The sequence below is a fragment of the Shinella sp. R2-11 genome, assembly GCF_055330205.1.
The window spans coordinates 1-21203 of sequence record NZ_JBVAPC010000018.1; the positions used below are offsets into that span (position 1 = coordinate 1).

Here is a 21203-nt window from a genome sequence, read left to right on the forward strand (position 1 = left end):
GCCCCCGCAACCAGTGTTATCGAATAAGCCCCGTTGGCCCAGCCACGGGGCTTTTTGTCGTCTGCCTCTCCAAGCAGCATGATCGCCCCAAGCTCCCCGACAAGCTCGACCTGAAGCTCGCCTTCACCGTCAGGCGTCAACCGGATCGTGCTGATCAGGCCACGAAGAACATCGACGGCCTCGTTGCGGGCAATCTCGTCCTTGTTCAGCGCTTCCGTCAAGGCCGCGACCTTGCGGCGATAGATGCTGCTCAGGCTTGGATGAAGCCGGAGCGGTTCTTCTTCTCCAAGCTCGCTCAGTTCGTCGCGGATCGCTGTCTTGCGCGCCTCCAGCGCCGCCATCTTCTCCTTCATGGATGGATGATACATGCCGTCGGCGATCGCGTCGACAATCTGCGCAATGGATTGCTCGACCTTGGTCAGTTCGGCTTCCCGTATCCGGCGTGTGGCGAGATCGGCCTGCATGGCCTTGTTGTACTCCCGCTGAAACTCCTCGACGAAAGCGGCGATGAGGTCCGGGTGGAGGAGCTTGTCGCGCAGGCCGCCGAGAACCCGATCTTCCAGACGGTCGCGATGGATCATGCGGCGGTTGTCGCAGGTACCCTTGTTGCGGGCACTGGCGCAGCCGTAATGCTGACCGCCGACCAGCGTATAGGCTCCGCCACAGCAGCCGCAGGTGAGAAGGCCGGAGAGAAGATAGCGGGTGCGGCGTGCGCGCTCGGGGCGCAGCGCGCGATCCTGCGTTTCCATGACGCGGCGCGTGACGCCCTGGCGTTCCTTGACGGCATCCCAGAGCGCCTGTTCGAGGATACGAAGTTCCGGCACCTCCTGGATTACCCATTCCGTCTCTGGATTGGGGCGGGCCTGACGCTTGCCGGTCTCCGGGTCCTTCACGAAATGCTGCCGGTTCCAGATCATCCGGCCGATGTAGAGCTCGTTGTTGAGGATGCCGGTCCCGCGCCGCCAGTTGCCGTAGATGGTGGATGCACCCCAGGATGCGCGGGCAGGGCCGGGAACGCGCTCTGCATTCAGCCGGGCGGCGATGGCGCGCGGGCTGATGCCGCTTGCGTAGTCCCGGAAAATGCGACGGACGACATCGGCCTCCTGCTCGTCGATAGCGCGTTCGCCTGTGGTGAAGGTGCCATCCGGCAGAGGCTGGCGGACGACCTTGTATCCATAGGAGATGCCGCCGGCGGCCTTGCCATCACGAATGCGACCTTCGAGGCCGCGATGCGTCTTCTGTGCCAGGTCCTTGAGGAAGAGGGCGGACATGGTGCCCTTCAGGCCGATGTGCAGCTCGGAGATCTCGCCCTCGGCCACGGTGACGATGGGAATGCCGAGATAACGCAACTGCTTGTGCAGGGCGGCGATGTGTTCCTGGTCGCGGGAGAGGCGGTCGAGGCCTTCGGCGACGAGGACATCGAACTTCCCGGCGCGGGCATCCATCATCATCGCCTGATAGGCGGGGCGCAGGTGCGAGCTGCCGCTGAGGCCTTGGTCTGTATAGAGTTTTGCCTCGCTCCAGCCGCGTTCATCGATGAGGCGGCGGCAGATGCGATGCTGGTCCTCGATGGAAGCCTCGCGCTGCAATTCCGAAGAATAGCGGGCATAGATGGCGGCGCGCATGATCTGGTTCTTCCTCATTCCCGGTTGTCGGTCCATCGACGACGGTGTTCATTCCGGCGGCTCTTCCTGCTCCTAAGTCCCCGGAGCACATCCTGCAATTTACGGCTGGCCTCGACGGCGGTAGCGCGATTGTAATGCTGTTCCGCCGTTCGCAGCGTTGCGTGCCCGAGAATGTCCCGAATGATGCCGACATGCTCGGGATCATAGGTGGCAATCGAGGTCGCTGCGATATGGCGGAAGGCGTGTGGCCTCAACGTGAGTCCGAAGACGCGGTTTGTCAACTGAGCCAGTCCGCTGGTGAAGCTGTCGATGGACATCGGGTTTCCGCGCTGGCTGATCCACAGCGCGTCGGATTGCCTGCCACGCAGGAGAGTTGGGCGGTGGTGGTCGAGATAGTGCAGCATGAAGGAGATGAGCTGTTCGGGCATGGGAAATCGCCGTGCTTTCCGGTCCTTCATGTCTGCTGCGGTGAAGGACAGCGTCATGCCGTGGTCGGAAACATCGATGTGCCTGCTGACGGTCATGGCCATGAGGGCGCGAACCCTGATGGGCCTTGCGATCAGCAGGCCGACCATTAGCGCCTGGCGAAACCGCATGGCCCGGGTCACCGGATCGGGCATGAGATTGTCTTCCAGACGATTGAGAAGGGCGAGACTCCATTCGAAGAGATCGGCGGCGGTGATCGGAATGGGCGGCTTCAGTTGGTGCGGGTTGGATTGTTCGTAAAGGGATCGCGCTGCGTGGAAGAGCCATCCCCATTCATCGTCCGGGGCGAAGCCTCGGGCGACAACGGCAATGCTCATAAGCTGATTGGAGATCGAGCGCAGCTTGAGATGCTGCCTGCTCTCATCGACATAAGCGGTCACGGTTTCCTTGGTGATGCGTTCGGTCGGGGTGAAGACGAGCCGCTCCGGCCGGCTGCGCAAGAGAAATGACAACCAGCTTCCGTAGTTCTGGGCGTGCAGGCGGCGGGTTCCTTCGGACCAGCCGACGAACATACCGCTCGTGTCGAACAGGCCCCCGGAAACGAAGGCCCGCTCCCACAGCTTGCGGTCGATCTCCGGCCAGTCCTCGAACTTGATGATCAGGGGAATGGTGGGGCCGGTCATTTGCGCGGCCTTTCTGACGCATAGGACCGCAGAACATCGCCATAGCGCTTGAAGGTCGCCTTGGTGGATGCCGGGGCGTAAAACGATGTCGTGGTATCCATCTTGGCATGGCCGACGACGCGGCGGACATCCTCATAGGAGCCGGGGTGTGCTTCCAGAAAGACATAGGCACTGAAATGACGAAACAGGTGGGCGTTAACGGTCAATCCGGTCTCCCGGAAAATGCGCTCCTTGAGCAGCCCCCCGAAATGATCAGGGGTACGGGGTCCACCGGAGATAGCGGGAAACAGCCAGTCGGAGGGCTTGTCGGCGGCATGCTTACGGTGATGACTGATGTAGTGCGCAATCACCGTTGAATAGGGCGGTTCGATCACGGCGTCGATGGCTTGCCGCCCCTTGGTCTTGTCGGGCGAAACATGAACGAGGATGACCCTGTTCCTGCCCTCCTTCACAAGGGTCATGTCGTCCTTCATGTGCAGGCTGGCGAGGTTCTTGATGCGCATCGGGCAACAGAGCAGGATCGCGATGGCGGCGGCGATCATGGCGTCGATGGTTCCGGACTTGTTGCCCGCGGCTTTCTCCGCACGCTGGAGCAGTAACATGGGAAGATTGGCGAGGCGGACGATGTTTTCGCGTGCTTCGAACTGGTCCATGCGGCGCTGGCTCTTCTCCGACATGGAAGGGCGGTTCATTCCCAACTGGTCGCCAACCTTGTTCTGGGCAGCGGCAATCTTGTCGATGATGGTTTTGTCGAGCTTCAGATAGTGGCGTGCAATGGCCATGACGGTCGCGAGGATGTTGTTGAGGCCGGAGGGGAACTCCCCGCCGCGCCGAGCGATCATATAGCTGACCGCTGCGCTGATAACGTCGATCTGGATAAGATCGGCCAGCCCCTTGAAATGCTCGGGCGAGTAGCCGGCGGAGACGGCGGCATCAAGGGTCTGGCGGATGTTCGCTTCGATGTTGCGCAGGGACGTCGGGCGCAACGGCCGGCGCGGCCCGTCGCCGGAAAATAGGTCCGGTTCCCGCAGGCGCTTCAGATAGCGTTCGATGTCGTTGACGAGTGATTGCGGATAGATGTCGAGACGGCGGGCAACGTAACGCGGCGACAGCGCGGTGGTCAGCAGGGGCATATCGAGGTCGGCGCGCTTGACGACGGCATTGAATGAGATCGCCGTATCCCTGATGATCTTCTTCGGGTCATTGGTCAGGACACGCGTGTCGAGCCATGCAAGAAATTCCCGCATGACGGCGTCTGTCACGGCAACCGGCTCGACCTGGCGATAGGTGCAATAGCGGGCGAAGCGCGACAGAACCCAGGAGTGATGCTGTTTGGCGGCGCGGCTCATAAAGTCGACCCAGGCCTTACCAGGTTTGCAGGCCGGAACGGACGGCGCGATGGCGCCAGCCGTCTCAAGGGCGGCAGCAAGATCGGCACGGATGTTGGCGAGGCGCTTCCTGCTGGTCCCAGCTTGAACATGATGCAGGGTGGAGATCAGATCGCGCAGAGCAGGAACATCGGCGGGGAGGTCGTGGGGCGAGCGACCTACCAGGCGGGCGATGCTGTTACAAGCCGAGATCAGGTCGCGTTTGCGCTTGGCGGGAAGGACGCTGTTCTGCGTGAGACGTTTGATGACCTCGGACAGCGTTTGCGGCGCGGCCGTCTCAGTGGGGGCCGGGTCCACCCGTATCGTCTCACAGGTAGCGGCCTTGTCCGGTTCCGGCGTGTCGGGCTCGGTGGCGTCAGCGGCTAGCGCGTCTGGCGGAGGGAGGTTACGATTACGTTTGATGATACGGATTGCCATGAACGATGCTCCTTTCGGTGTTGTCGGAAATGGACGGAAGGTGAGGGGAGAGGCCCTGACAGGACAGAAGTGGTCAGAAGCGGAAATTCGGGAAAATATCGATGCGAATTTGAGGCCGAAGTTGGCTCTCGCAATATCCCGACAAGTGGAATTACGCTGCCAGGTCAGGACTTTGCAGGACCGTCATGTTCAGCCCTTCCTGTGCTGCCCGATGAAGTCCAGAAGGTCCTTCTCGGCGATACGCCAGATGCGGCCGAATCGGTGCGCGACAAGGTCGCCGGCCTTGATCTTGCGGCGCAAGGTGCGGGTGCTCAGCGCCACGAAGTTGGCGGCTTCCTCCAGGGTCAGCATGCGGTTGAGATCAAGCGGGGTCATCGGCATCACTCTCCTGTTCTGTGTTGCGTGGAGAGGCGTTCCTTGCGGTGATGGCTTCGCGGGCAGCCTGGCGGGCTAGGATACGCGTCAATGCAATTAATTGCACAAACGCGTCAGGCGAAGGCTGAGCCTTCGTCTCCCTTCCCTTCCTGCCATGCCGCGTCACGGACGACATCGCTCCGGCCTCTCGGTTCCCCTGCCGGCACCATGCGGGCAGGTCTGGCCATCAGGATAAGGAGAGCAGAAAGTAGGAAAAGTGTTTATTTACAAGGTGGTACAACTGGTGTGCCAGGAGCTTTCTTGGATAACTCGGTCAACCGTTCGAAATACCCGTAATCTCACCGAAAAGACGGTTCGGGTGCCACCAGCAAATGCCCGAAACTGCGATCAGCTTCGGGCATGGCGAGACGTTGGATCGCACAATCGTCCTTCAATGCGGACAAAATCTTAGGGATCAGTCAGCTCTGCCAGAAGGTTCGCCAAGGCACGCTCCTTGCCGGAGAGCCCTCCGCTGGTCGTGGGCTTGGCACCATGCTTGAGCAGTATCTCCCGAAATCGAGAATGGACGTCTTCCGGCAGGTGAAGCAGGAGAACCTTTGCCCCGTCGACCGGCTGCTTGCCCTTCAGGATCGCATCCAGCTCATAGAACGTGTAATCCTCAGCGAGGGTCAGAAGATGGAGTGCGTTGTCTTCGTCGAGATGGCCGCTGAGGCGGTTCAACTTGGCCCAACCGATGCGGTTCAGCCGTTCGTCGGGAATGTTGAGATCATTGAAGATGCGGGCGATGCGAGCCAGCGCAAACGATTTGCGCCGCCCGATCCCGACTTGCTCCGCCACCTCAACGAACATATCGGATCGCTGTTCCTGAAGCTGTAGAAGTTCCCGTGCCAGCCGCATGAAATCCCTGCCGACAAAGTCGGCAATCGTGGCAATCTTTTCGTTGAGATAAGGGTCCTTGTTGGTCATACGCATAACTCCTGAATGTTGTTTGCATAACCAATTCTGGATTTTTATCTTGTTAAATCAAATTGTTATTATCTTCCCAAGAAAATTGGGTCGGCTGCGAACTCTACCTGCCTTGTACCGCGTTCCAGATTCCGCCGCCTCAAGTTTCAGCCAGTGCGCTTGCGAATATCCATCGTGGTTGATGATCAGCTGATGAGGCTGGTTCGCCTCGTTGCAAGGTTATCGCTTTTGCTTTAGCGCGGCTTCAATAACCCCATTGATCCAGATCAGATCATCGTCATTCAGTCCGGCCAACCGAATGCTGAGCGCCGTAAAAATTGGGTTCCGCCTGTTTGTTGGAGGCAATTCCGTCGTGAATAGTTCGGCGGGATCGATCCGAAGTGCTTCCGCCAGTCTCTCAATGAGCGGGAATCTTGCTCCTGTCGCTCCGGTCTCGATCTTGGAAATCATATCGACGCTGACGGAAGCCGCAGCCGCAAGCTGATCTTGCGTCAGTCCCGCTTTGCGTCGATGAACGGCGACCAGCCGCCCAAATCTCTTCCGTAGATCATCCATACTGCTCTCCACGAACCTGTGTAGAGAGGCAATTGGCGTAGCGTGAGTGATATAAATTCAGATATTTACCAAAATCCGTAATCTATTTGCAGGAAATGGGAATTAGCTTACTTTCATAAGGAAACTTGCAATTCGAGGCAGAACGCGAAGATGTTGAAGTTGATTGCAGCCAGTCTGCTTGCGACAACCGCCATGATCAGTGCGGCGCGATCAGATGATCGGATGGATGCCTATACGAATTGCTGGACAACTACGGCGACGTCAGAGCTGAACGCAAACGTCGATGTCGCACTTGAGCTTTCCATTCCGGAGGCGATGGATGTTGCCAATACGACATGCAACAAGCTCGCCCGCGAAGCCGCGGGGACGAACGGCAAGGATGCCGTGAACGACATGTGGCGGTATATGGAGACGCAGTTCGCCAATGCCAATTTGCGGGAGACTGGTGGCGAAGATGCCCAGCCTGTGCCGACCGCCTCGACCAGCCAGAGGTTCGATTTCAAGGGGATCGTGGTTGGCGCGCCGGCTACCCCTCGGACGATCAAGCAGAAGCTGGGTGTTGACTGCGGCGCGGGCTATGCGGGCATGCAAGTCTGCAACGGCACCGTTACAATCGCCGGCGTGATTGCCGACATGAACCTCGTGATCAGCAAGACCGGTAAGGTGCAGCGGATCGGCCTGTCGTTCAGCTCAAAGTTTTACGAGCAGGTGGAAGACGCCATGTTCAAAAAGTTTGGAAAGCCGGACGTCAACTTGAACTCCGAAGTCCAGAACGGCTACGGAGTAAAGTTCATTCAGCGCGAGCTTTTGTGGGGAGAAAGTCCCAACACCGTCGCCATGATTAAGTATGCGAACAAAGTGACCGACAGTTATATCATGTTCTCGTCTGGTGAAGAGGAAGCAATACCGCGTGTACCTGATCAGTCTGGCGATCTGTAAGGGTAGAATTATGTCGAACACCACCGATCAGTTTAAACCGCTTCGGGTTTGCCGGCGACAACATCGAAAATCGAAATAGTGTTCATGCCGCCAGCGAGCGAACGAAGTGGAGAAAGGCACGAACCTTTGCCGGCACGATGTGGGAAGCGTGATGGTAGGCGTAGAGGGGAAAGGTCTCCTCCGCCCAGTCCGGCAAGAGAAGAACCACTTTTCCTTCGGCGACGAGATCTTTTGCGTAGAGCTCCAACAATTGCGCGATCCCGGCTCCGCCGAGACAGGCGCCAAGCAATGAGCCGGTATCATTGACCATTAGCCTGCCGACCGCCGCAAACGGGATCGTCTCCCTGCCGTTCTGGAATTCCCATTCGAACGGACGACCGTTCGAAGGGTCGCGGATCAGCAGACATTGATGCCCCTCGGACAGATCGCGCGGATGCTCGGGCATGCCGTGACGCGCCAGATAGGCGGCCGAGGCGCAGGTCAGGACACGGGTCTCCAGCAACAGCCGTGCCTTCAGCGAAGAGGGCTCCGGCTCTCCGAACCGCACCGCTACATCGAAACCGTCGGCGACCAGATCACCCATGCGGTCACGCACACCGATCTCGACCGTGAGTTCGGGATGGTCGTCCAAAAATTCGCCTATCCGGGGCGCAAGGATATGGTGGCCAAACGTGCCGTCGACATTGACGCGAAGTCGGCCACGCACGACGGCCTTCGATCCGCTGGCGGTCACCGCCGCCTCCTCGATCCCGGCCAGGAGCGGCGTCACCGCCTCGTAGAACTCCCGCCCTTCGTCAGTCAGCGAGATCGCACGTGCCGTGCGGTTGAAGATACGTATGCCGACCCGTTCCTCCAGCCGGGCGACCGCCCGACTGACGGCCGGCTGGGTCAATCCGACAGCCTCGCCGGCGCGAGCGAAGCTCCCGGCCTCCACAACTGCCGACAAGACACCAATTCCGTTGAGCAGCCTGCTGTCAAAGCGCATCGAGACATACTTTCAATCATTCTGACACTGACATCTATGCATTATTTTTAGCCCGAGAGAAGTCATAGATTGCTCCTGTCGCCGGGATCGTCCGGTGAGATCAGAGACAGGAGCAAGACATGAGCAACAAGGACAAGGTTGCGCTGATCACCGGTTCATCGCGCGGGATCGGTGCGGAACTTGCCCTCCGCCTCGCTGCGGATGGCTTCAAAGTGGTGGTGAACTATGCCGGCAGCGCCGGCCCGGCGCAGCAGGTGGCCGACAAGATTCGACTGGCCGGCGGCGAAGCGATCGTAGCGCAGGCGGATGTCGCCGACCCGGAAGCGGTCATCGCCATGTTTGATGCGGTGGACAAGGCGTTCGGTGGTATCGACGTCGTCGTCAACTGCGCAGGCGTATTGAAGCTCGGCAAGGTTGCCGAGGTCGATGACAAGACCTTCGACCAGACGATCGCAATCAACCTGAAGGGCACATTCAACGTCTGCCGCGAGGCGGCCAGACGTCTGCGCGACGGAGGCCGGATCATCAATTTCTCGTCAAGCGTGATCGGCGTGCGCCTGCCGACCTATGGCGTCTACATCGCTACCAAGGCGGCGGTCGAGGGACTGACCCAGGTACTGGCGCAGGAGATGCGTGGCCGCGGGATCAGTGTGAACGCCGTGGCGCCCGGCCCGGTCGCCACCGAGCTGTTCCTTGAAGGCAAGAGTCCGGAGCTGATCGATCACATGGCCAAGATGAACCCGCTCGAACGGCTCGGCCAGCCCGAAGATATCGCCCGGGTCGTCGCCTTCCTCGCCGGTCCGGAAGGAGGCTGGGTTAACGGCCAGACCATCCGGGCCAATGGCGGCATGTGCTGAAAAGGCGCGCTGGCGGGAGCACCGGACGAGCCGGACGTCTCCCTTACGCCTCCCCAAATCAAGGAGAAAAATTATGCAGGAAGTCATTCTCGTCACGGGTGCGTCCTCGGGCTTCGGCCTTCTGTCGGCCCAGGCTCTCGCTAAAGCGGGCCACACAGTCTACGCCTCCATGCGCGAAACCACCGGCCGCAACGCGCCGCAGGTCGCCTCCGTTGCCGCCTGGGCGAAGGAGCACAATGCCGATCTTCGTACGGTGGAGCTCGACGTCAGCGATGATGCCTCGGTCGAAGCGGGCGTCGGAAAGGTGATCGCCGACAACGGCCGTCTCGATGTCGTCGTCCACAATGCCGGCCACATGGTATTCGGTCCGGCCGAAGCATTCACGCCGCAGCAATACGCCCAGCTCTACGACGTCAATGTCCTGTCCACCCAGCGCGTGAACCGGGCGGTGCTGCCACAACTGCGCGAGCAAGGTCGCGGGTTGCTGGTCTGGGTTTCGTCCTCGTCGGCACGCGGCGGCACGCCGCCGTTCCTCGCGCCCTACTTTGCGGCCAAGGCCGCCATGGATAGTCTGGCAGTGTCCTATGCCAGCGAGGTGGCGCGCTTCGGTATCGAGACCTCAATCGTGGTGCCTGGCGCCTTCACCAAGGGGACCAATCACTTCGCCCACTCCGGCAAGCCGGCTGACCAGGCGCTCGCCGATGCCTATGCAAGCGGTCCCTACGCCGGGGTCGCCGACCAGGCGCTCAAGGGCCTCGCCGCATTGGAGCCTGCCGATGCCGACGCAGGCGCCGTCGCAGTGGCGATCGCCGATATCGTCAACGCGCCCTTCGGCAAACGCCCTTACCGCGTCTTCATCGATCCGTCGCAGGACGGCGCCGAGGAAGTCTTCCGGGTGGGCGACCGTATGCGCCGCGAGATGTTCCAGGCCATCGGTCTCAAGGACTTGCTCGCCCCCCGCATCAACGCCTGAGCCCGATTGAGGACTGTCAGGTCGCTCCTGTTCCCGCTGCGCCGGCACGCGCGGCGGGGGAATGGAATACTACTCACGGAGGTCGCCATGAGCGAGAAGAAAGTTATCGTTATCACCGGCGCGGGATCGGGCTTCGGCCGCCTCGCCGCTCTCGAACTCGCCCGCGCAGGGCACAAGGTCTACGCCTCGATGCGTGACCTTGCCGGACACAGCAAGGACAAGGCGGCCGATATCCGTTCGATCGCGGCCGGAGAGAATCTCGATCTCGAACCGCTTGAACTCGATGTTCGCTCGGAGGCGAGCTGCCGCTCAGCGGCCGACTATGTCCATGCCGCTACCGGCCGGATCGATGTTGTCATCAACAACGCCGCCATGATGATGGCGGGCATCACCGAATCCTTCCGGCCCGAACAGTTCGCGCAGATATTCGACCTGAATGCTATCTCCTGGGTGCGTGTGAACCGGGCCTTCCTGCCCTATATGCGCTGCCAGGAAAAGGGGCTGCTGCTCTATGTCGGCAGCGGCATTACCCAGATTCCCGATCCGTTCACTGGCCCTTATGCCGCCAGCAAGGCGGCGGGTGATGTGCTGGCTCAGATCATGGGTCTGGAGAACAGCCGCTACAATATCGAGACGGTGATCTGCATGCCGGGAGCCTACACGTCAGGCACCGACCACTTCCAGCACGCCGTCTCCGGCGCCGACCCGACAGTGGCCGCCCAATATGACAGGCTCGATGGGATTGCCGAGGAACTGGCCGCCAAGCTCGATTCGACAAACGTTCCGGGCGCTCGCACCGACGCCAAGGAGGTGGCCGAACGCATCCGAGAGGTGGTCGACATGCCTCACGGCACGCGCCCTTACCGCTTTGAAGTCGATCCGCAGCAGCGCCAGGCCATGATTGTTGCCGACAAGGCCAACGAGATGCGCAGGACATTCTTCGAGCGCCTCGCCGTTGCGGATCTGCTCACCGTGCCCGGTGAGGTCAACGCCCGTTGAGCGGTGCGGTTTTATGGGGCCGACGTCCGCGTCGCCGCCTCATGTCCGCCCTTGCCACTACATGTGGTCGCCCCGGATAAGACCACCAAGTGAACCGGCATTGCCGGCCCACGCCAAACCAGCACCACTTTGAGATGCTGGCTTACAGAGGACCTCGTCATGCTCCATACGCTCGACACCCACACTTCGAAAACCTGGTTTATCACTGGCATCTCGCGCGGATTCGGCAAGGAGTTCGCTTGCCAGTTGCTCGCTCGCGGAGACATCGTCATCGGCACCACACGTGATGGAACGTCCGATGTGGCCGCGTCCGCCGGCAGGCTGACCGTCTTCGCGCTCGACGTCACCGACGGCGGGGCGGTGCGCAAGGTCGTCGCCGATGCCTTTGCCTCCGGCCCGATCGATGTCATCGTCAACAATGCCGGCTACGGGCTGATGAGCTCGATCGAAAACGCAACCGACGCCGAGATCGACCGTGTCATGGACGTGAACTTCCACGGTCCCCGACGCATCATCCAGGCAGCATTGCCCTATCTGCGCAGGCAGCGTAGAGGCCATATCGTCAACATCACCTCAATCGCGGGAATCGCGGCCGGCGCGGGATCGGGCTACTACGCCGCCGCGAAATATGCCCTCGAGGGGCTTTCGCAGAGCCTCGCCCGCGAGGTTGCGCCGCTCGATATCAAGGTCACCTGTGTCGAACCGGGTGCATTCCGCACTGACTTCCTCACGGCTCGATCGCTGCGCACCTCGTCGATGATGGATAGCGATTATGCCGCCACTGCTGGCGCGTCTGCCGATTATCTGGCGAAGCTTGCAGGCCGTCAGCCGGGCGATCCGGTCAAAGGTGTGACGGCCATTCTGCAAGCCGTCGATTCCGCTACCCCGCCCTTGCATCTCGTGCTCGGCCCGGACGCCATCAAACGCACTGATGAAATGCTCAAAGCCTTCGCGGCCGATCTCGACGCCTGGCGCGCGGTCGGCATGGCGACCGACCATGGCAGCGACGCCGAGACAGCCGGAGAGGCCAGTTGAAGCAGGAGTGGAAGGCGTAAGCACATCCTGTGCTTCGCAAGGTGGTCGACATACCAATCGAGGGCACCGGCCGCCTCGTGCTCCCTCCAGAGCGATCATCGCCTTGGAGAGGTGATCGCTCTTCACAGGCTCGGCTCCTTGTGGCGCGGCGGCAGACATTGTTCTTCGACGCCTCTTCGATCATTGCGGCGTGGTCTGGTCTTCGTCTGCCTGGGTCAGCTTCGCCAGGCAAAGCCAGGCTTGATCGAAAACCTGATGCGCATAGGCATCCGGCCGTGAATGCCGTGCTGTCGCGTTCCATGCTTCCGACCCGAGCCGGAGGACGCCCACGGCGAGCATGGCGAGCAACGCCGGCTCGCTCAAGAGCATAGCTTCCGAGCCGGAAGACATCGGTGCGCGTTTCTCCAGCACCTCGGCAAGGCGCGCTTCCATGCGCGCATATTTGAGATGCATGCGCGCGCGCAGCGACGGCGTCTCGCGCACGAGCCGGTCCATCTCGATCCCTTCCGGACTGACCGATTCAGAGATCGCTTCCGACATCGCCGCCTCGACCGTCCGGGCAAGCGGCTCGCCTTGGGGACGTACTGCTACCTTGGCAACGAGCAAGTCGCCGAAGGCGTCCTGCCAGGCCGCGACGACATCCTCCTTCGCGGGGAAATAGTCGAAGAAACTGCGCTTGGAGATGTCGGCGCGCTCGGCGATCTGGTCGATGGTAGTGGCGTCGAACCCCTGCGCCAGGAACAGCTCCCGCGCCGCAGCCAGGATGCGCGCCCGGGTTTCGGCGCGCTTGCGGGCTCTGCGCCCTTCTGTGGGTCGTTGAATCTGCATGCCATTTTTATACATCAGTTGCAATCTTGCATCAAGTGCAATATATGTGAATTCAAGAAGACCGCCGGTCGCGGGCCTACCCAAGGAAACTGAGGAACAATCAATGTCAGCATTAATGAAGAAGGGAGATCTCTGCCTCGTCACCGGCGTTTCCGGCTATCTGGCGTCCTGGCTCGCCAAGGACTTGCTCGAACAGGGATATCGCGTCCGGGGAACTGTGCGCAGGCTCGATGATGAGAGCCGGAACGCGACGCTCGGCGCCATTCTCCCCGGCGTCGAACTGGTCGCGGCCGATCTGCGCGACAGCCGCGGCTGGCGCGAGGCCATGGAGGGCGTCGACTGGGTCTTCCATGTCGCCAGCCCGCAGGCCGTCCCCTCTGAGACCGATCGCACGGGCGGCGCCGTATCGGGCACCGAATTCGTCCTGTCGGCCGCTTTCGCCAGCGAGACCGTGCGCAAGGTCGTCGTCACCAGCTCCGAGGCGGCGATCGCCTATGGCTATCCGCGCAGCCGGCAGCATTTCACGGAGGACGACTGGACCGATCTCAGCGGCGCTGCCGGCCGGTTCGACTATTTCCGATCGAAGACGCTGGCCGAAAAGCTGGCATGGGAGATGGCGGGCGATCCGGCACGGAACCCGCGCGCCGTTCCGCTGGCCACGATCTGCCCCGGCTTCATCCTCGGTCCCTCGCTCGTACCCTGGGCGCGCTACAGCCTGCAGACGATCAAGGGCATGATCGAGCGCAAGCCGCCGTTCTCGCTCGACATGATGGGTCACAGCGTCGATGTGCGCGATTGCGCGGCCATGCATGTCGCGGTGATGGAGAAGCCGGAGACGGCTGGCCGGCGCCATTTCTGCTTCAGCATGGTTGGCAAGATGGTGGAGACACCGCGCATCATTCGCGAGCTTTACGGCGCGCGGGGCCTGAACCCCAGCACCTTCGTCATTCCAACCTGGCTGCTGTTCCTGATGAAGCCGTTCAATTCCGATGTCGGCGCCATCTACGGCAAGCTCGGCCATGCCAATGTCTACGAGACGAAATGGCCTGGCGTCTATGCCTACCGCTACACCGATCTGCGCGTGAGCATCCGCGACACGATCGAAAGCATGGTCGCTCATGGATGGATCATATTGAAGCTCTGACCGGAAAAGCCCTGTTAATGCGGCGCTAGGGTATGGCGTGCTCATCCAAAACCAACTTCAAATCCAGTGAACAAGTCGATCTTTTGGCAGTCAAGCGTCGGTGGGTGCAGATGAGCGCGAGTCCGCTGAACCTGTCCGTCGTCAGGGATTTTGGGACCACTGGCGTGGTGAGCTAACGGAGGCTCTGGTCCATCAGGGTTATCATTTTAGGCGGCCGCTTCCCGGTGAAGCAAGCGACGTTGTGTGATGGTTTCGCGTTTGATCCTTTCCCTTTCCGGTGTGATGATATCTCCGCGCCCGAAGTAGACGTCGGCGGGGAGTGAGATTGCCGATGCTCTCGTGGTCTCGACGGTGGTTGTAATGATCGACGAAGCCGTCAATCTGCCGCTCGAGATCGCCGGGCAGGAAGTAGTTTTCGAGCAGGATGCGGTTCTTCAACGTCTGGTGCCAGCGCTCGATCTTGCCCTGGGTCTGGGGATGACAGGGAGCACCGCGGGTGTGATCCATGCCCTTGTCGGATAGCCATTCGGCTAGGTCGGACGAGACGTAAGAGGGGCCATTGTCGGACAACAGCCGCGGCCGCTGCGCTACCCTGACGCTATCGCAGCCAGAAGCCCGCAGCGCCATGGTCAGCGTGTCGGTGACGTCCCCGACCTTCATTGTGGTGCAGAGCTTCCAGGCGATGATATAGCGCGAGAAGTCGTCGAGTACGGTCGACAGGTAGAACCATCCCCAGCCGATCACCTTCAGATAGGTAAAATCGGTCTGCCAGAGCTGGTTCGGCGCCGTCGTCTTGTCGTGGAACTCGTCGACGGCCTTGATGACGATGAAGGAAGGGCTGGTGATCAGGTCGTGAGCCTTGAGCAGGCGATAGACCGAGGCTTCCGAGACGAAGTAGCCCTTCGTGTCGGTGAAGGTGACCGCCAGTTCCCGTGGCGACAACTCCGGCTCGTTGAGTGCCAGCTCAATGATCTGATCGCGTTTCTCCTCGGAGATGCGGTTCCAGACCCGGCTCGGTCGGGGTTTGTGGTCTTCCAGCGCATCGATGCCAGCGGCGAGGAAGCGGTCATACCAGCGATTAAAGGTCGAGCGCGGAATGCCGAGTTTTTGCAGCGTGCGCCGCGCCGACAGGTGCGAGTTCTCGACCAGCCGGATGATCTCCAGCTTCTCGGATGCGGGGTATCTCATTCGTCGTCGCCCCCATCCGCGATCATGCTTTTTTTAAGAATCCGCAGTTCCAGCGCCTGCTCGGCGACGACCTCCTTGAGATCGCGCGCCTCCTTGCGAAGCACCTTCACCTCGTCGCTGGTGGCGGCGCGCGCCGTATCCCCGGCAAGCCGCTTCTTGCCGGCTTCCAGGAATTCCTTCGACCAGTTGTAATACAGGCTCTCGGCGATCCCCTCGCGTCGGCAAAGCGCCGCGATCGATTCCTCGCCGTGAAGGCCTTCAAGCACGATGCGGATCTTCTCCTCCGCGCCATACTGCTTGCGGGTCGCGCGGCGGATCTCCTTGATGACCTGCTCTGCCGGCGCTTTCCCTATCCCGGTTTTCTGTCTCATCTTCGCTCCTTTGAAAGGCTACGATGAACCAGAAATCCTCCGTTCTCAGTTAAGCAGCTTTGGTCCCATTAGTGCTGACGCCGGACATTTCCGATTTGATGCCGCTATCATTCGGTGCCACCCCCATCCGCAGAATGGCAGACCGCTGGTGACGATCCAGTATGATCGGGCGAACGTTGTTTACGGCTTGAACGGCGCGGCCATGGGAGTTGGCGGTTTTCCCGATCCACGCCCATTCCAGATGCGCAATCAAGACGGCAGCCTGAGGACGCCTGTGCCATCAGATTGCGGTAGCCGCGGCGTTAAGCTGTGCGGATGAAAATGTCAGGCTCGATACATCCATCAGTTGGGATAGCGATTCCATATTCAGGGCTATAGTGATGCTTTTGCCGTCCACCCATCTGACGATTGGATGCCGCCTGTGCGTCGGCCCAGCATTTTGGCACTTGAACTAACAAATTGAACGCTGGATGGAGCCGGTTTCAGTCTGGCATTCTCCGCCTTTTTTGCTAACTTATGCCGGATTTATTTTGTAAAATTGCGGGGCACTGATTCTACGCATGTCAAATTCTCATACGGAAATGAGTGCGTCGAACGATGTGCCTGCCGACCAGTCCGCTGTTGTTCGTGAAGCATATCGCACCGATAAGGGGCAGATGCTTGTAGCTCGCATCGAAGATGCTCTAGATTCCGAGCCGCTAAATGAACTTAAGGGCAAAGTGAACCTGATTTTTACCTCGCCGCCGTTTCCGCTTGTTCGAAAAAAGAGGTATGGAAACGAAACAGGCGAAACTTATTTGCGCTGGTTGGAGGGGCTTGCGCCACGCCTTTGCGATCTACTCGCACCCGATGGTTCAATTGTCATCGAGGTTGGTAACTCCTGGGAACCCGGTGTACCCGTCATGTCCACTCTAGGGCTGGAAGCGCTCTTGGCGTTCAAACGGTCAGGCGATCTGCACCTATGCCAGCATGTTATCTGCCATAACCCGGCCCGGCTCCCCAGCCCCGCGCAATGGGTGAACGTGAAGCGGGAGCGGTTGAAGGACTCCTTCACTCATGTTTGGTGGATGTCGCGAACGGAACATCCTAGAGCCGACAATCGCCATGTGCTGCTGCCCTATAGCCACCACATGAAGGGGCTGCTTCGTTCGCAGCGCTATAATGCCGGTGTTCGCCCATCAGGCCATGTGATCTCTTCATCGGGTTTCTTGACTGATCATGGCGGGTCAATCGCACCTAACGTCATCAGCGTGGCCGAAGATGAGGCGACGTTGCCGGAGTCACTCATGAAATTCTCCGGCACTTCGGCTGATAAAAAATACCGCCAATATTGCAAGGAGCATGATCTTGAGGCCCATCCGGCGCGCATGCAGATGGGGCTGGCATGCTTTTTTATCGAGTTTTTGACCCGTCCAGGCGACCTTGTCCTGGACCCCTTCGGGGGGTCGAATACGACCGGATATGCCGCAGAATCGTTGGACAGACGGTGGGTAGCCGTTGAAGCCAGTGATACTTATGCAAAAGGCTCTTTCGGTCGATTTGCAGAAGACCTTGAAGAGAGCCGGCAAAGCGCAACACAAGGGGGGTAGCGCTATGGACCAGATCAACAACTTCGCGGAACTCACCATTGGTCCGGCCGCGATCAAGAACTACAGCCGGATGGCATACACCATGTGGTATGCGTTCGCGGAATTTATCGACAATTCCACGCAATCACGGCTCAACTACCAATCGACCATAGACGATGTTCTGGCAAAAGAGGGTGTCCCTCTAATTGTAGAAATCGACTACGACGCCACCAAGCGACAGATCACCGTCACGGACAATTCCATTGGAATGTCGGAGCAAGATCTTCTCAATGCCCTGAGAATTGCTCACCCCACGCCTGACAGCAAAGGCCGGTCGAAATACGGCATGGGGATGAAGACCGCTGCCTGCTGGATTGGGAACACCTGGCGGATAGAAACCTGCGAATGGTCCAGTGGGGACGAATGGACGGCGGAGGTTGATGTAGAGGAAATTGCGCGCGGGAATACCAAGGTGCGGATGACTCGCCGCGCCGTTAGCCGCGATGACCACTACACCCGCATTGTAATTTCCAATCTGAATCGCCGCATCCAAAACAGGACCGAGGAAACGATCAAGACGTATCTTGGTTCAATTTATCGCCATGACTTGAAGGCAGGGCGCTTGAAGCTCCTGTATCGTGGTGAAGAGGTGCGGCCACCGGATGAGTTCAGCTTCGATACCGACCCCACCGGAAAGCCGATGCGGACCAACTTCGAAGAGAAATTCAACGGCAAGACGGTGAAAGGGTTCGTCGGCGTTCTGAAGCACGGAGCGGGCGGGCGGAAATTCGGCGGCTTTTCCCTTTTTCAAAATGAGCGGCAGATACAGGGCTTTCCAAACGCCTGGAAGCCCAGCAACATATTCGGTGGCGTTGACGACGAAGGCGCGAACAACCTTGTCGCACAGCGACTTGTCGGTCTGATCGAGCTCGACGCAGCATTCAAAGTGTCACACACCAAGGATGCGATCCTTTGGGATGACGATGAGGAAGAACTGATCGAGGACTTCCTTGAAAAGCTGACCAAAGACTACCGCGAATATGCTCGCAAGCGTCGCGGCGACGAAAGGGGGCAGCCATGGAAGCGAGAGAAGGTTCGGGAGCTGATCGCTGATCTGGCGAACGAGTTCCAAAGCGGCGAGCTGCGGGACGCCATTAACACGTCAATTCTGCCTCCGCTTGAAACAATCGTCGCCACTAACACCAAGCAGGTCGAGAACCTAGAGGAATCCGACCGAACTGCAACATTTCAAGTGACAGCTGGTTTGCAGGTGGATGTTTGGCTGCGCGAAATCAGCGAATTTGACCCGTATGTCACCTTGTCAGCCGGTGCGCAGCCGGGTGTCATGCATGTCATCATCAATAGCATTCATCCTTACTATGCTGGCTTGGAAAGCACCGACACGATTCAAGAGTGCGTTCGCCAGTACATCTATGATGCCATTGCCGAGCACCAGGTTCTTCACCAGCAGGCGAAGCTGAATCCAGACAGCGTGCGGCGCATGAAGGATACCTTGCTGCGGGCTAATGTTCTCAGGACGGATAATGCGGTCGGCTCGACTGCCACGCCTGCTTCGGAAAACTCGCCAGAAGCGGCGACCGCAAGGGGATAGCCGTGGCTTCATTCAGCCTCCGTGACTGGCAGCAAGAAGCATTGGGGCGGTGGCGGGAAGCGGGCCATAAAGGGATAGTTGAGGTTGTGACCGGCGGCGGAAAGACCGTATTCGCGCTCGCCTGCGTTAAGGACTTTGGACCAGACGCCACGTTGGTCGTGGTTCCCACCCAAGCTCTTCTCGATCAGTGGTGGGAGGAAGCATCAGCCTTTTTCGGCATGGCGCTCGACGATATTCACATCGTTACGGGTGCGGGAAAGGTAAAGAAGGGCACGATAAATATCGCCGTCCTCAACACGGCCGCAAAACTTCAAGCTGAGGGACGCGCCCGCCGCAGCTTCCTGATCGTCGATGAATGCCATAAGGCTGCCAGTACGAAGTTTCGCAGCGCGCTTGAGATAGAGAAAAGCGCTTCTCTCGGGCTGTCAGCAACGCCGGAGCGTCAATATGATGACGGGCTTGATGAGGTTCTAATCCCGGCTTTGGGGCCGGTCATTTACCAGTATACCTATCGGGACGCCTTGCGGGATGGCGTGATTGTGCCATTCGCGTTGAAGAATATAGTCTTTGATCTCGAAGAAGACCGTCAGGAAGAATACGACAAGCTGACGAAAGCGATAAGCCGGTCCATACACATGCGCGGTGTGGAAGATGACAAGACCATTGCATTGCTGCTCCGGCGAGCGCGGATTCTCAACCTTAGCTTAAATCGAATTCGACTGGCTCTTCGGATCGTCGCGTCTCATCAGGGACAGCGCATCATCATTTTTCATGAGGATATCGAAGCCTGCGAGGTCATCATGGAGGTGCTCTCCCAAGCGAACATCCGTGCCGGAATCTATCATTCCCGTATGAAGCTGCGCGAACGGGCGATGGTGCTTTCAGACTATCGCCAGGGCATCATTGACGTGCTCGTCACCTGCCGCGCGCTAGACGAAGGATTCAATGTGCCAGAAACCCAAGTAGGGATCATCGCTGCGAGTACCGCAACCAGACGCCAGCGGATACAACGCCTGGGGCGTGTATTGCGACCCGTCGCGGGCAAAGACCAAGCGGTCGTGTACACGCTGGTCGCCACAAGTCCTGAAATTCAACGCCTCCGAGAGGAGGAAAAAGAAATGGATGGAATCGCAGAAGTTAGCTGGGGCCGCGCATGAGCACTTTTGTTGTCGGAGAATGCGCCGCAGACAATCTGTTTCAGCGCTGGGATGCGGACGCGACGAGCGAAACCCAGCTTGAGTACATCGTTGCCAAGGCAATGAGCTGCGTCTACCCCCAGTACAACTGCATTGTGTTTGGGGGAGGCTTCCGGCTTGATGGTCGGGTATCGCGGCCCGATCTCGCACTTATTGCGAAAGACTACTCACATTGGTTCATCGTTGAAGTCGAGCTGATAACCCATTCGCTTAATGGACACGTTTTGCCGCAGGTGCGTGCCTTTCGCTACGGGGAACCGCTGCCAGATTGCGAAACTATTCTAGTGAGAGAAACGGGTCTTTCAGTGGGGCAGATACAGACGTTTCTAAAGGCTGTTCCACGTAGCGTCGCCGTGATTGCGAACAAGCGCAATCGCGATTGGGAAATTGCTTTGGGCTCTCTCGAAGTTCAAATGCTTACGGTAACGGTTTACCGATCACCAGTTGGCGTGGAGGCCGTTGAAATCGACGGTCAGCTTGAAGTTTTACAGGAACATCTTGGATACGGTGTCTTTTCCGCTGTGGATCGGACATTGCGCTTTCCCTCGTCGGTAAAGTTGCCCGAGGGTGAAATCATGATTAGCGACGGTGAGGGCAGCAGCGGGATGTGGCTTCTTAGACGCGAAGGGTCTTTCGCATGGATCACGAAAGACACGGGCGTACCTGACCTGAACGATGGTAGCCATGTCCAGCTTATTAGGGCTTATGGCGGCCGAATTTCGATGCGCGCATGAGGCGCATTTTAACAAGAGCCAGAGGACGTGTTATTGAGTAAATCGTAGTTTTCGGGATCAGACCAATTCTCATTGTCCTCAATCGCTTGGTCGATAGCTGATATCATTTCTTCATCAGCTTCGTGATCGATCAGGAAGCCTTTTATCCGTGCCAGTTGCTCTCTCATCCATGCGACCAGTTCGGCGTCTTCGATATGTTCGAGAGTGAGTGTCGTGTTTTTGGCGGTCATCGCTTTACAAGCCATCTTATTATAGAATTCGGTTACTTGTTGGCGCATTCCAGCGCTTGTGTGTACTCAGACGAAACATCTCAGGGCCGTTCGATTACAGCGGTTGTCA

Annotated in this window: 19 protein-coding genes and 1 pseudogene; 10 read left to right on the plus strand and 10 right to left on the minus strand. The window is 59.1% G+C overall.

The window, feature by feature from the left end; translation table 11 throughout:
* The 6 genes from ACZ1A1_RS24530 to ACZ1A1_RS24555 form a co-directional block, all read right to left on the minus strand.
* The coding region (locus ACZ1A1_RS24530) for a recombinase family protein (RefSeq protein ID WP_463622004.1) at positions 1-1625 on the minus strand (1625 nt) is incomplete at its 3' end.
* Between the two features lie 14 nt (positions 1626-1639).
* Entirely contained in the window at positions 1640-2734 is a 1095-nt protein-coding gene (locus tag ACZ1A1_RS24535; RefSeq protein ID WP_463622005.1) for a tyrosine-type recombinase/integrase, read from the minus strand.
* Entirely contained in the window at positions 2731-4539 is a 1809-nt protein-coding gene (locus ACZ1A1_RS24540) for a tyrosine-type recombinase/integrase (RefSeq protein WP_463622006.1), read from the minus strand. Before ACZ1A1_RS24540 ends, ACZ1A1_RS24535 begins: the two co-directional genes overlap by 4 nt.
* A 189-nt stretch (positions 4540-4728) precedes the next feature.
* A complete protein-coding gene (locus ACZ1A1_RS24545) occupies positions 4729-4914 on the minus strand; it encodes a helix-turn-helix domain-containing protein (RefSeq protein ID WP_463622007.1) in 186 nt (61 codons plus the stop codon).
* A 447-nt stretch (positions 4915-5361) separates the two neighbouring features.
* Entirely contained in the window at positions 5362-5880 is a 519-nt protein-coding gene (locus ACZ1A1_RS24550; protein WP_463622008.1) for a hypothetical protein, read from the minus strand.
* 219 nt (positions 5881-6099) lie between these two features.
* On the minus strand, positions 6100-6435 hold the full coding sequence (locus ACZ1A1_RS24555) for a helix-turn-helix domain-containing protein (protein WP_463622009.1): 336 nt from the start codon (positions 6433-6435) through the stop codon (positions 6100-6102).
* Between the two features lie 150 nt (positions 6436-6585).
* Here ACZ1A1_RS24555 and ACZ1A1_RS24560 point away from each other — a divergent pair, with 150 nt between their 5' ends.
* Positions 6586-7374, plus strand: coding sequence for a hypothetical protein (locus ACZ1A1_RS24560; RefSeq protein WP_463622010.1), 789 nt, complete (start codon positions 6586-6588; stop codon positions 7372-7374).
* An 82-nt stretch (positions 7375-7456) separates the two neighbouring features.
* Here the strand turns inward: ACZ1A1_RS24560 and ACZ1A1_RS24565 are convergent, their stop codons facing one another.
* Positions 7457-8359 carry a LysR family transcriptional regulator gene (locus ACZ1A1_RS24565; protein ID WP_463622011.1) on the minus strand — a complete coding sequence of 301 codons (903 nt, stop codon included), beginning with the start codon at positions 8357-8359 and terminating at the stop codon, positions 7457-7459.
* Between the two features lie 119 nt (positions 8360-8478).
* Here ACZ1A1_RS24565 and ACZ1A1_RS24570 point away from each other — a divergent pair, with 119 nt between their 5' ends.
* The 4 genes from ACZ1A1_RS24570 to ACZ1A1_RS24585 all read left to right on the plus strand — a co-directional run bounded on the left by ACZ1A1_RS24570 (position 8479) and on the right by ACZ1A1_RS24585 (position 12223).
* A complete protein-coding gene (locus ACZ1A1_RS24570; RefSeq protein ID WP_463622012.1) occupies positions 8479-9216 on the plus strand; it encodes an SDR family oxidoreductase in 738 nt (245 codons plus the stop codon).
* Between the two features lie 73 nt (positions 9217-9289).
* On the plus strand, positions 9290-10189 hold the full coding sequence (locus ACZ1A1_RS24575) for an SDR family oxidoreductase (protein WP_463622013.1): 900 nt from the start codon (positions 9290-9292) through the stop codon (positions 10187-10189).
* A gap of 87 nt (positions 10190-10276) precedes the next feature.
* Positions 10277-11188 carry an SDR family oxidoreductase gene (locus tag ACZ1A1_RS24580; protein ID WP_463622014.1) on the plus strand — a complete coding sequence of 304 codons (912 nt, stop codon included), beginning with the start codon at positions 10277-10279 and terminating at the stop codon, positions 11186-11188.
* Between the two features lie 159 nt (positions 11189-11347).
* Positions 11348-12223: an SDR family NAD(P)-dependent oxidoreductase gene (locus ACZ1A1_RS24585; protein WP_463622015.1), complete on the plus strand. Its 876-nt coding sequence runs from the start codon at positions 11348-11350 to the stop codon at positions 12221-12223.
* Between the two features lie 180 nt (positions 12224-12403).
* Here ACZ1A1_RS24585 and ACZ1A1_RS24590 read toward each other — a convergent pair whose 3' ends face one another.
* Positions 12404-13066, minus strand: a complete 663-nt coding sequence (locus tag ACZ1A1_RS24590; RefSeq protein ID WP_112757708.1) for a TetR/AcrR family transcriptional regulator — start codon at positions 13064-13066, stop codon at positions 12404-12406.
* A gap of 88 nt (positions 13067-13154) precedes the next feature.
* Between ACZ1A1_RS24590 and ACZ1A1_RS24595 the strand changes: the two genes are divergently transcribed.
* Entirely contained in the window at positions 13155-14195 is a 1041-nt protein-coding gene (locus ACZ1A1_RS24595; RefSeq protein WP_463622016.1) for an NAD-dependent epimerase/dehydratase family protein, read from the plus strand.
* Between the two features lie 206 nt (positions 14196-14401).
* Here the strand turns inward: ACZ1A1_RS24595 and ACZ1A1_RS24600 are convergent.
* A pseudogene (locus tag ACZ1A1_RS24600) lies at positions 14402-15754 on the minus strand (IS3 family transposase).
* Between the two features lie 560 nt (positions 15755-16314).
* Between ACZ1A1_RS24600 and ACZ1A1_RS24605 the strand changes: the two are divergent.
* The 4 genes from ACZ1A1_RS24605 to ACZ1A1_RS24620 are packed head-to-tail and all read left to right on the plus strand — an operon-like array spanning position 16315 to position 20864.
* Positions 16315-17343, plus strand: coding sequence for a DNA-methyltransferase (locus ACZ1A1_RS24605; protein ID WP_463622017.1), 1029 nt, complete (start codon positions 16315-16317; stop codon positions 17341-17343).
* 4 nt (positions 17344-17347) lie between these two features.
* Positions 17348-18934 (plus strand): ATP-binding protein, encoded by a 1587-nt coding sequence (locus ACZ1A1_RS24610; protein WP_463622018.1) that lies wholly within the window; start codon positions 17348-17350, stop codon positions 18932-18934.
* A 2-nt stretch (positions 18935-18936) separates the two neighbouring features.
* Positions 18937-20091, plus strand: a complete 1155-nt coding sequence (locus ACZ1A1_RS24615; RefSeq protein WP_463622019.1) for a DEAD/DEAH box helicase — start codon at positions 18937-18939, stop codon at positions 20089-20091.
* Positions 20088-20864 (plus strand): hypothetical protein, encoded by a 777-nt coding sequence (locus ACZ1A1_RS24620; protein ID WP_463622020.1) that lies wholly within the window; start codon positions 20088-20090, stop codon positions 20862-20864. The genes ACZ1A1_RS24615 and ACZ1A1_RS24620 overlap by 4 nt, the downstream gene beginning before the upstream one ends.
* A gap of 8 nt (positions 20865-20872) precedes the next feature.
* On the opposite strand, the gene ACZ1A1_RS24625 is transcribed toward ACZ1A1_RS24620, so the two are convergent.
* Complete coding sequence (locus tag ACZ1A1_RS24625) at positions 20873-21142, minus strand: hypothetical protein (RefSeq protein WP_463622021.1); 270 nt, start codon at positions 21140-21142, stop codon at positions 20873-20875.
* Positions 21143-21203 lie beyond the last annotated feature (61 nt).

Bases quoted from the DNA above. Each gene is read 5' to 3' on its own strand.
- ACZ1A1_RS24535 (WP_463622005.1), bottom strand. From the start codon at position 2,734: ATGACCGGCCCCACCATTCCCCTGATCATCAAGTTCGAGGACTGGCCG.
- ACZ1A1_RS24540 (WP_463622006.1), bottom strand. From the start codon at position 4,539: ATGGCAATCCGTATCATCAAACGTAATCGTAACCTCCCTCCGCCAGAC.
- ACZ1A1_RS24545 (WP_463622007.1), bottom strand. From the start codon at position 4,914: ATGACCCCGCTTGATCTCAACCGCATGCTGACCCTGGAGGAAGCCGCC.
- ACZ1A1_RS24550 (WP_463622008.1), bottom strand. From the start codon at position 5,880: ATGACCAACAAGGACCCTTATCTCAACGAAAAGATTGCCACGATTGCC.
- ACZ1A1_RS24555 (WP_463622009.1), bottom strand. From the start codon at position 6,435: ATGGATGATCTACGGAAGAGATTTGGGCGGCTGGTCGCCGTTCATCGA.
- ACZ1A1_RS24560 (WP_463622010.1), top strand. From the start codon at position 6,586: ATGTTGAAGTTGATTGCAGCCAGTCTGCTTGCGACAACCGCCATGATC.
- ACZ1A1_RS24565 (WP_463622011.1), bottom strand. From the start codon at position 8,359: ATGCGCTTTGACAGCAGGCTGCTCAACGGAATTGGTGTCTTGTCGGCA.
- ACZ1A1_RS24570 (WP_463622012.1), top strand. From the start codon at position 8,479: ATGAGCAACAAGGACAAGGTTGCGCTGATCACCGGTTCATCGCGCGGG.
- ACZ1A1_RS24575 (WP_463622013.1), top strand. From the start codon at position 9,290: ATGCAGGAAGTCATTCTCGTCACGGGTGCGTCCTCGGGCTTCGGCCTT.
- ACZ1A1_RS24580 (WP_463622014.1), top strand. From the start codon at position 10,277: ATGAGCGAGAAGAAAGTTATCGTTATCACCGGCGCGGGATCGGGCTTC.
- ACZ1A1_RS24585 (WP_463622015.1), top strand. From the start codon at position 11,348: ATGCTCCATACGCTCGACACCCACACTTCGAAAACCTGGTTTATCACT.
- ACZ1A1_RS24590 (WP_112757708.1), bottom strand. From the start codon at position 13,066: ATGTATAAAAATGGCATGCAGATTCAACGACCCACAGAAGGGCGCAGA.
- ACZ1A1_RS24595 (WP_463622016.1), top strand. From the start codon at position 13,155: ATGTCAGCATTAATGAAGAAGGGAGATCTCTGCCTCGTCACCGGCGTT.
- ACZ1A1_RS24605 (WP_463622017.1), top strand. From the start codon at position 16,315: ATGTCAAATTCTCATACGGAAATGAGTGCGTCGAACGATGTGCCTGCC.
- ACZ1A1_RS24610 (WP_463622018.1), top strand. From the start codon at position 17,348: ATGGACCAGATCAACAACTTCGCGGAACTCACCATTGGTCCGGCCGCG.
- ACZ1A1_RS24620 (WP_463622020.1), top strand. From the start codon at position 20,088: ATGAGCACTTTTGTTGTCGGAGAATGCGCCGCAGACAATCTGTTTCAG.
- ACZ1A1_RS24625 (WP_463622021.1), bottom strand. From the start codon at position 21,142: ATGCGCCAACAAGTAACCGAATTCTATAATAAGATGGCTTGTAAAGCG.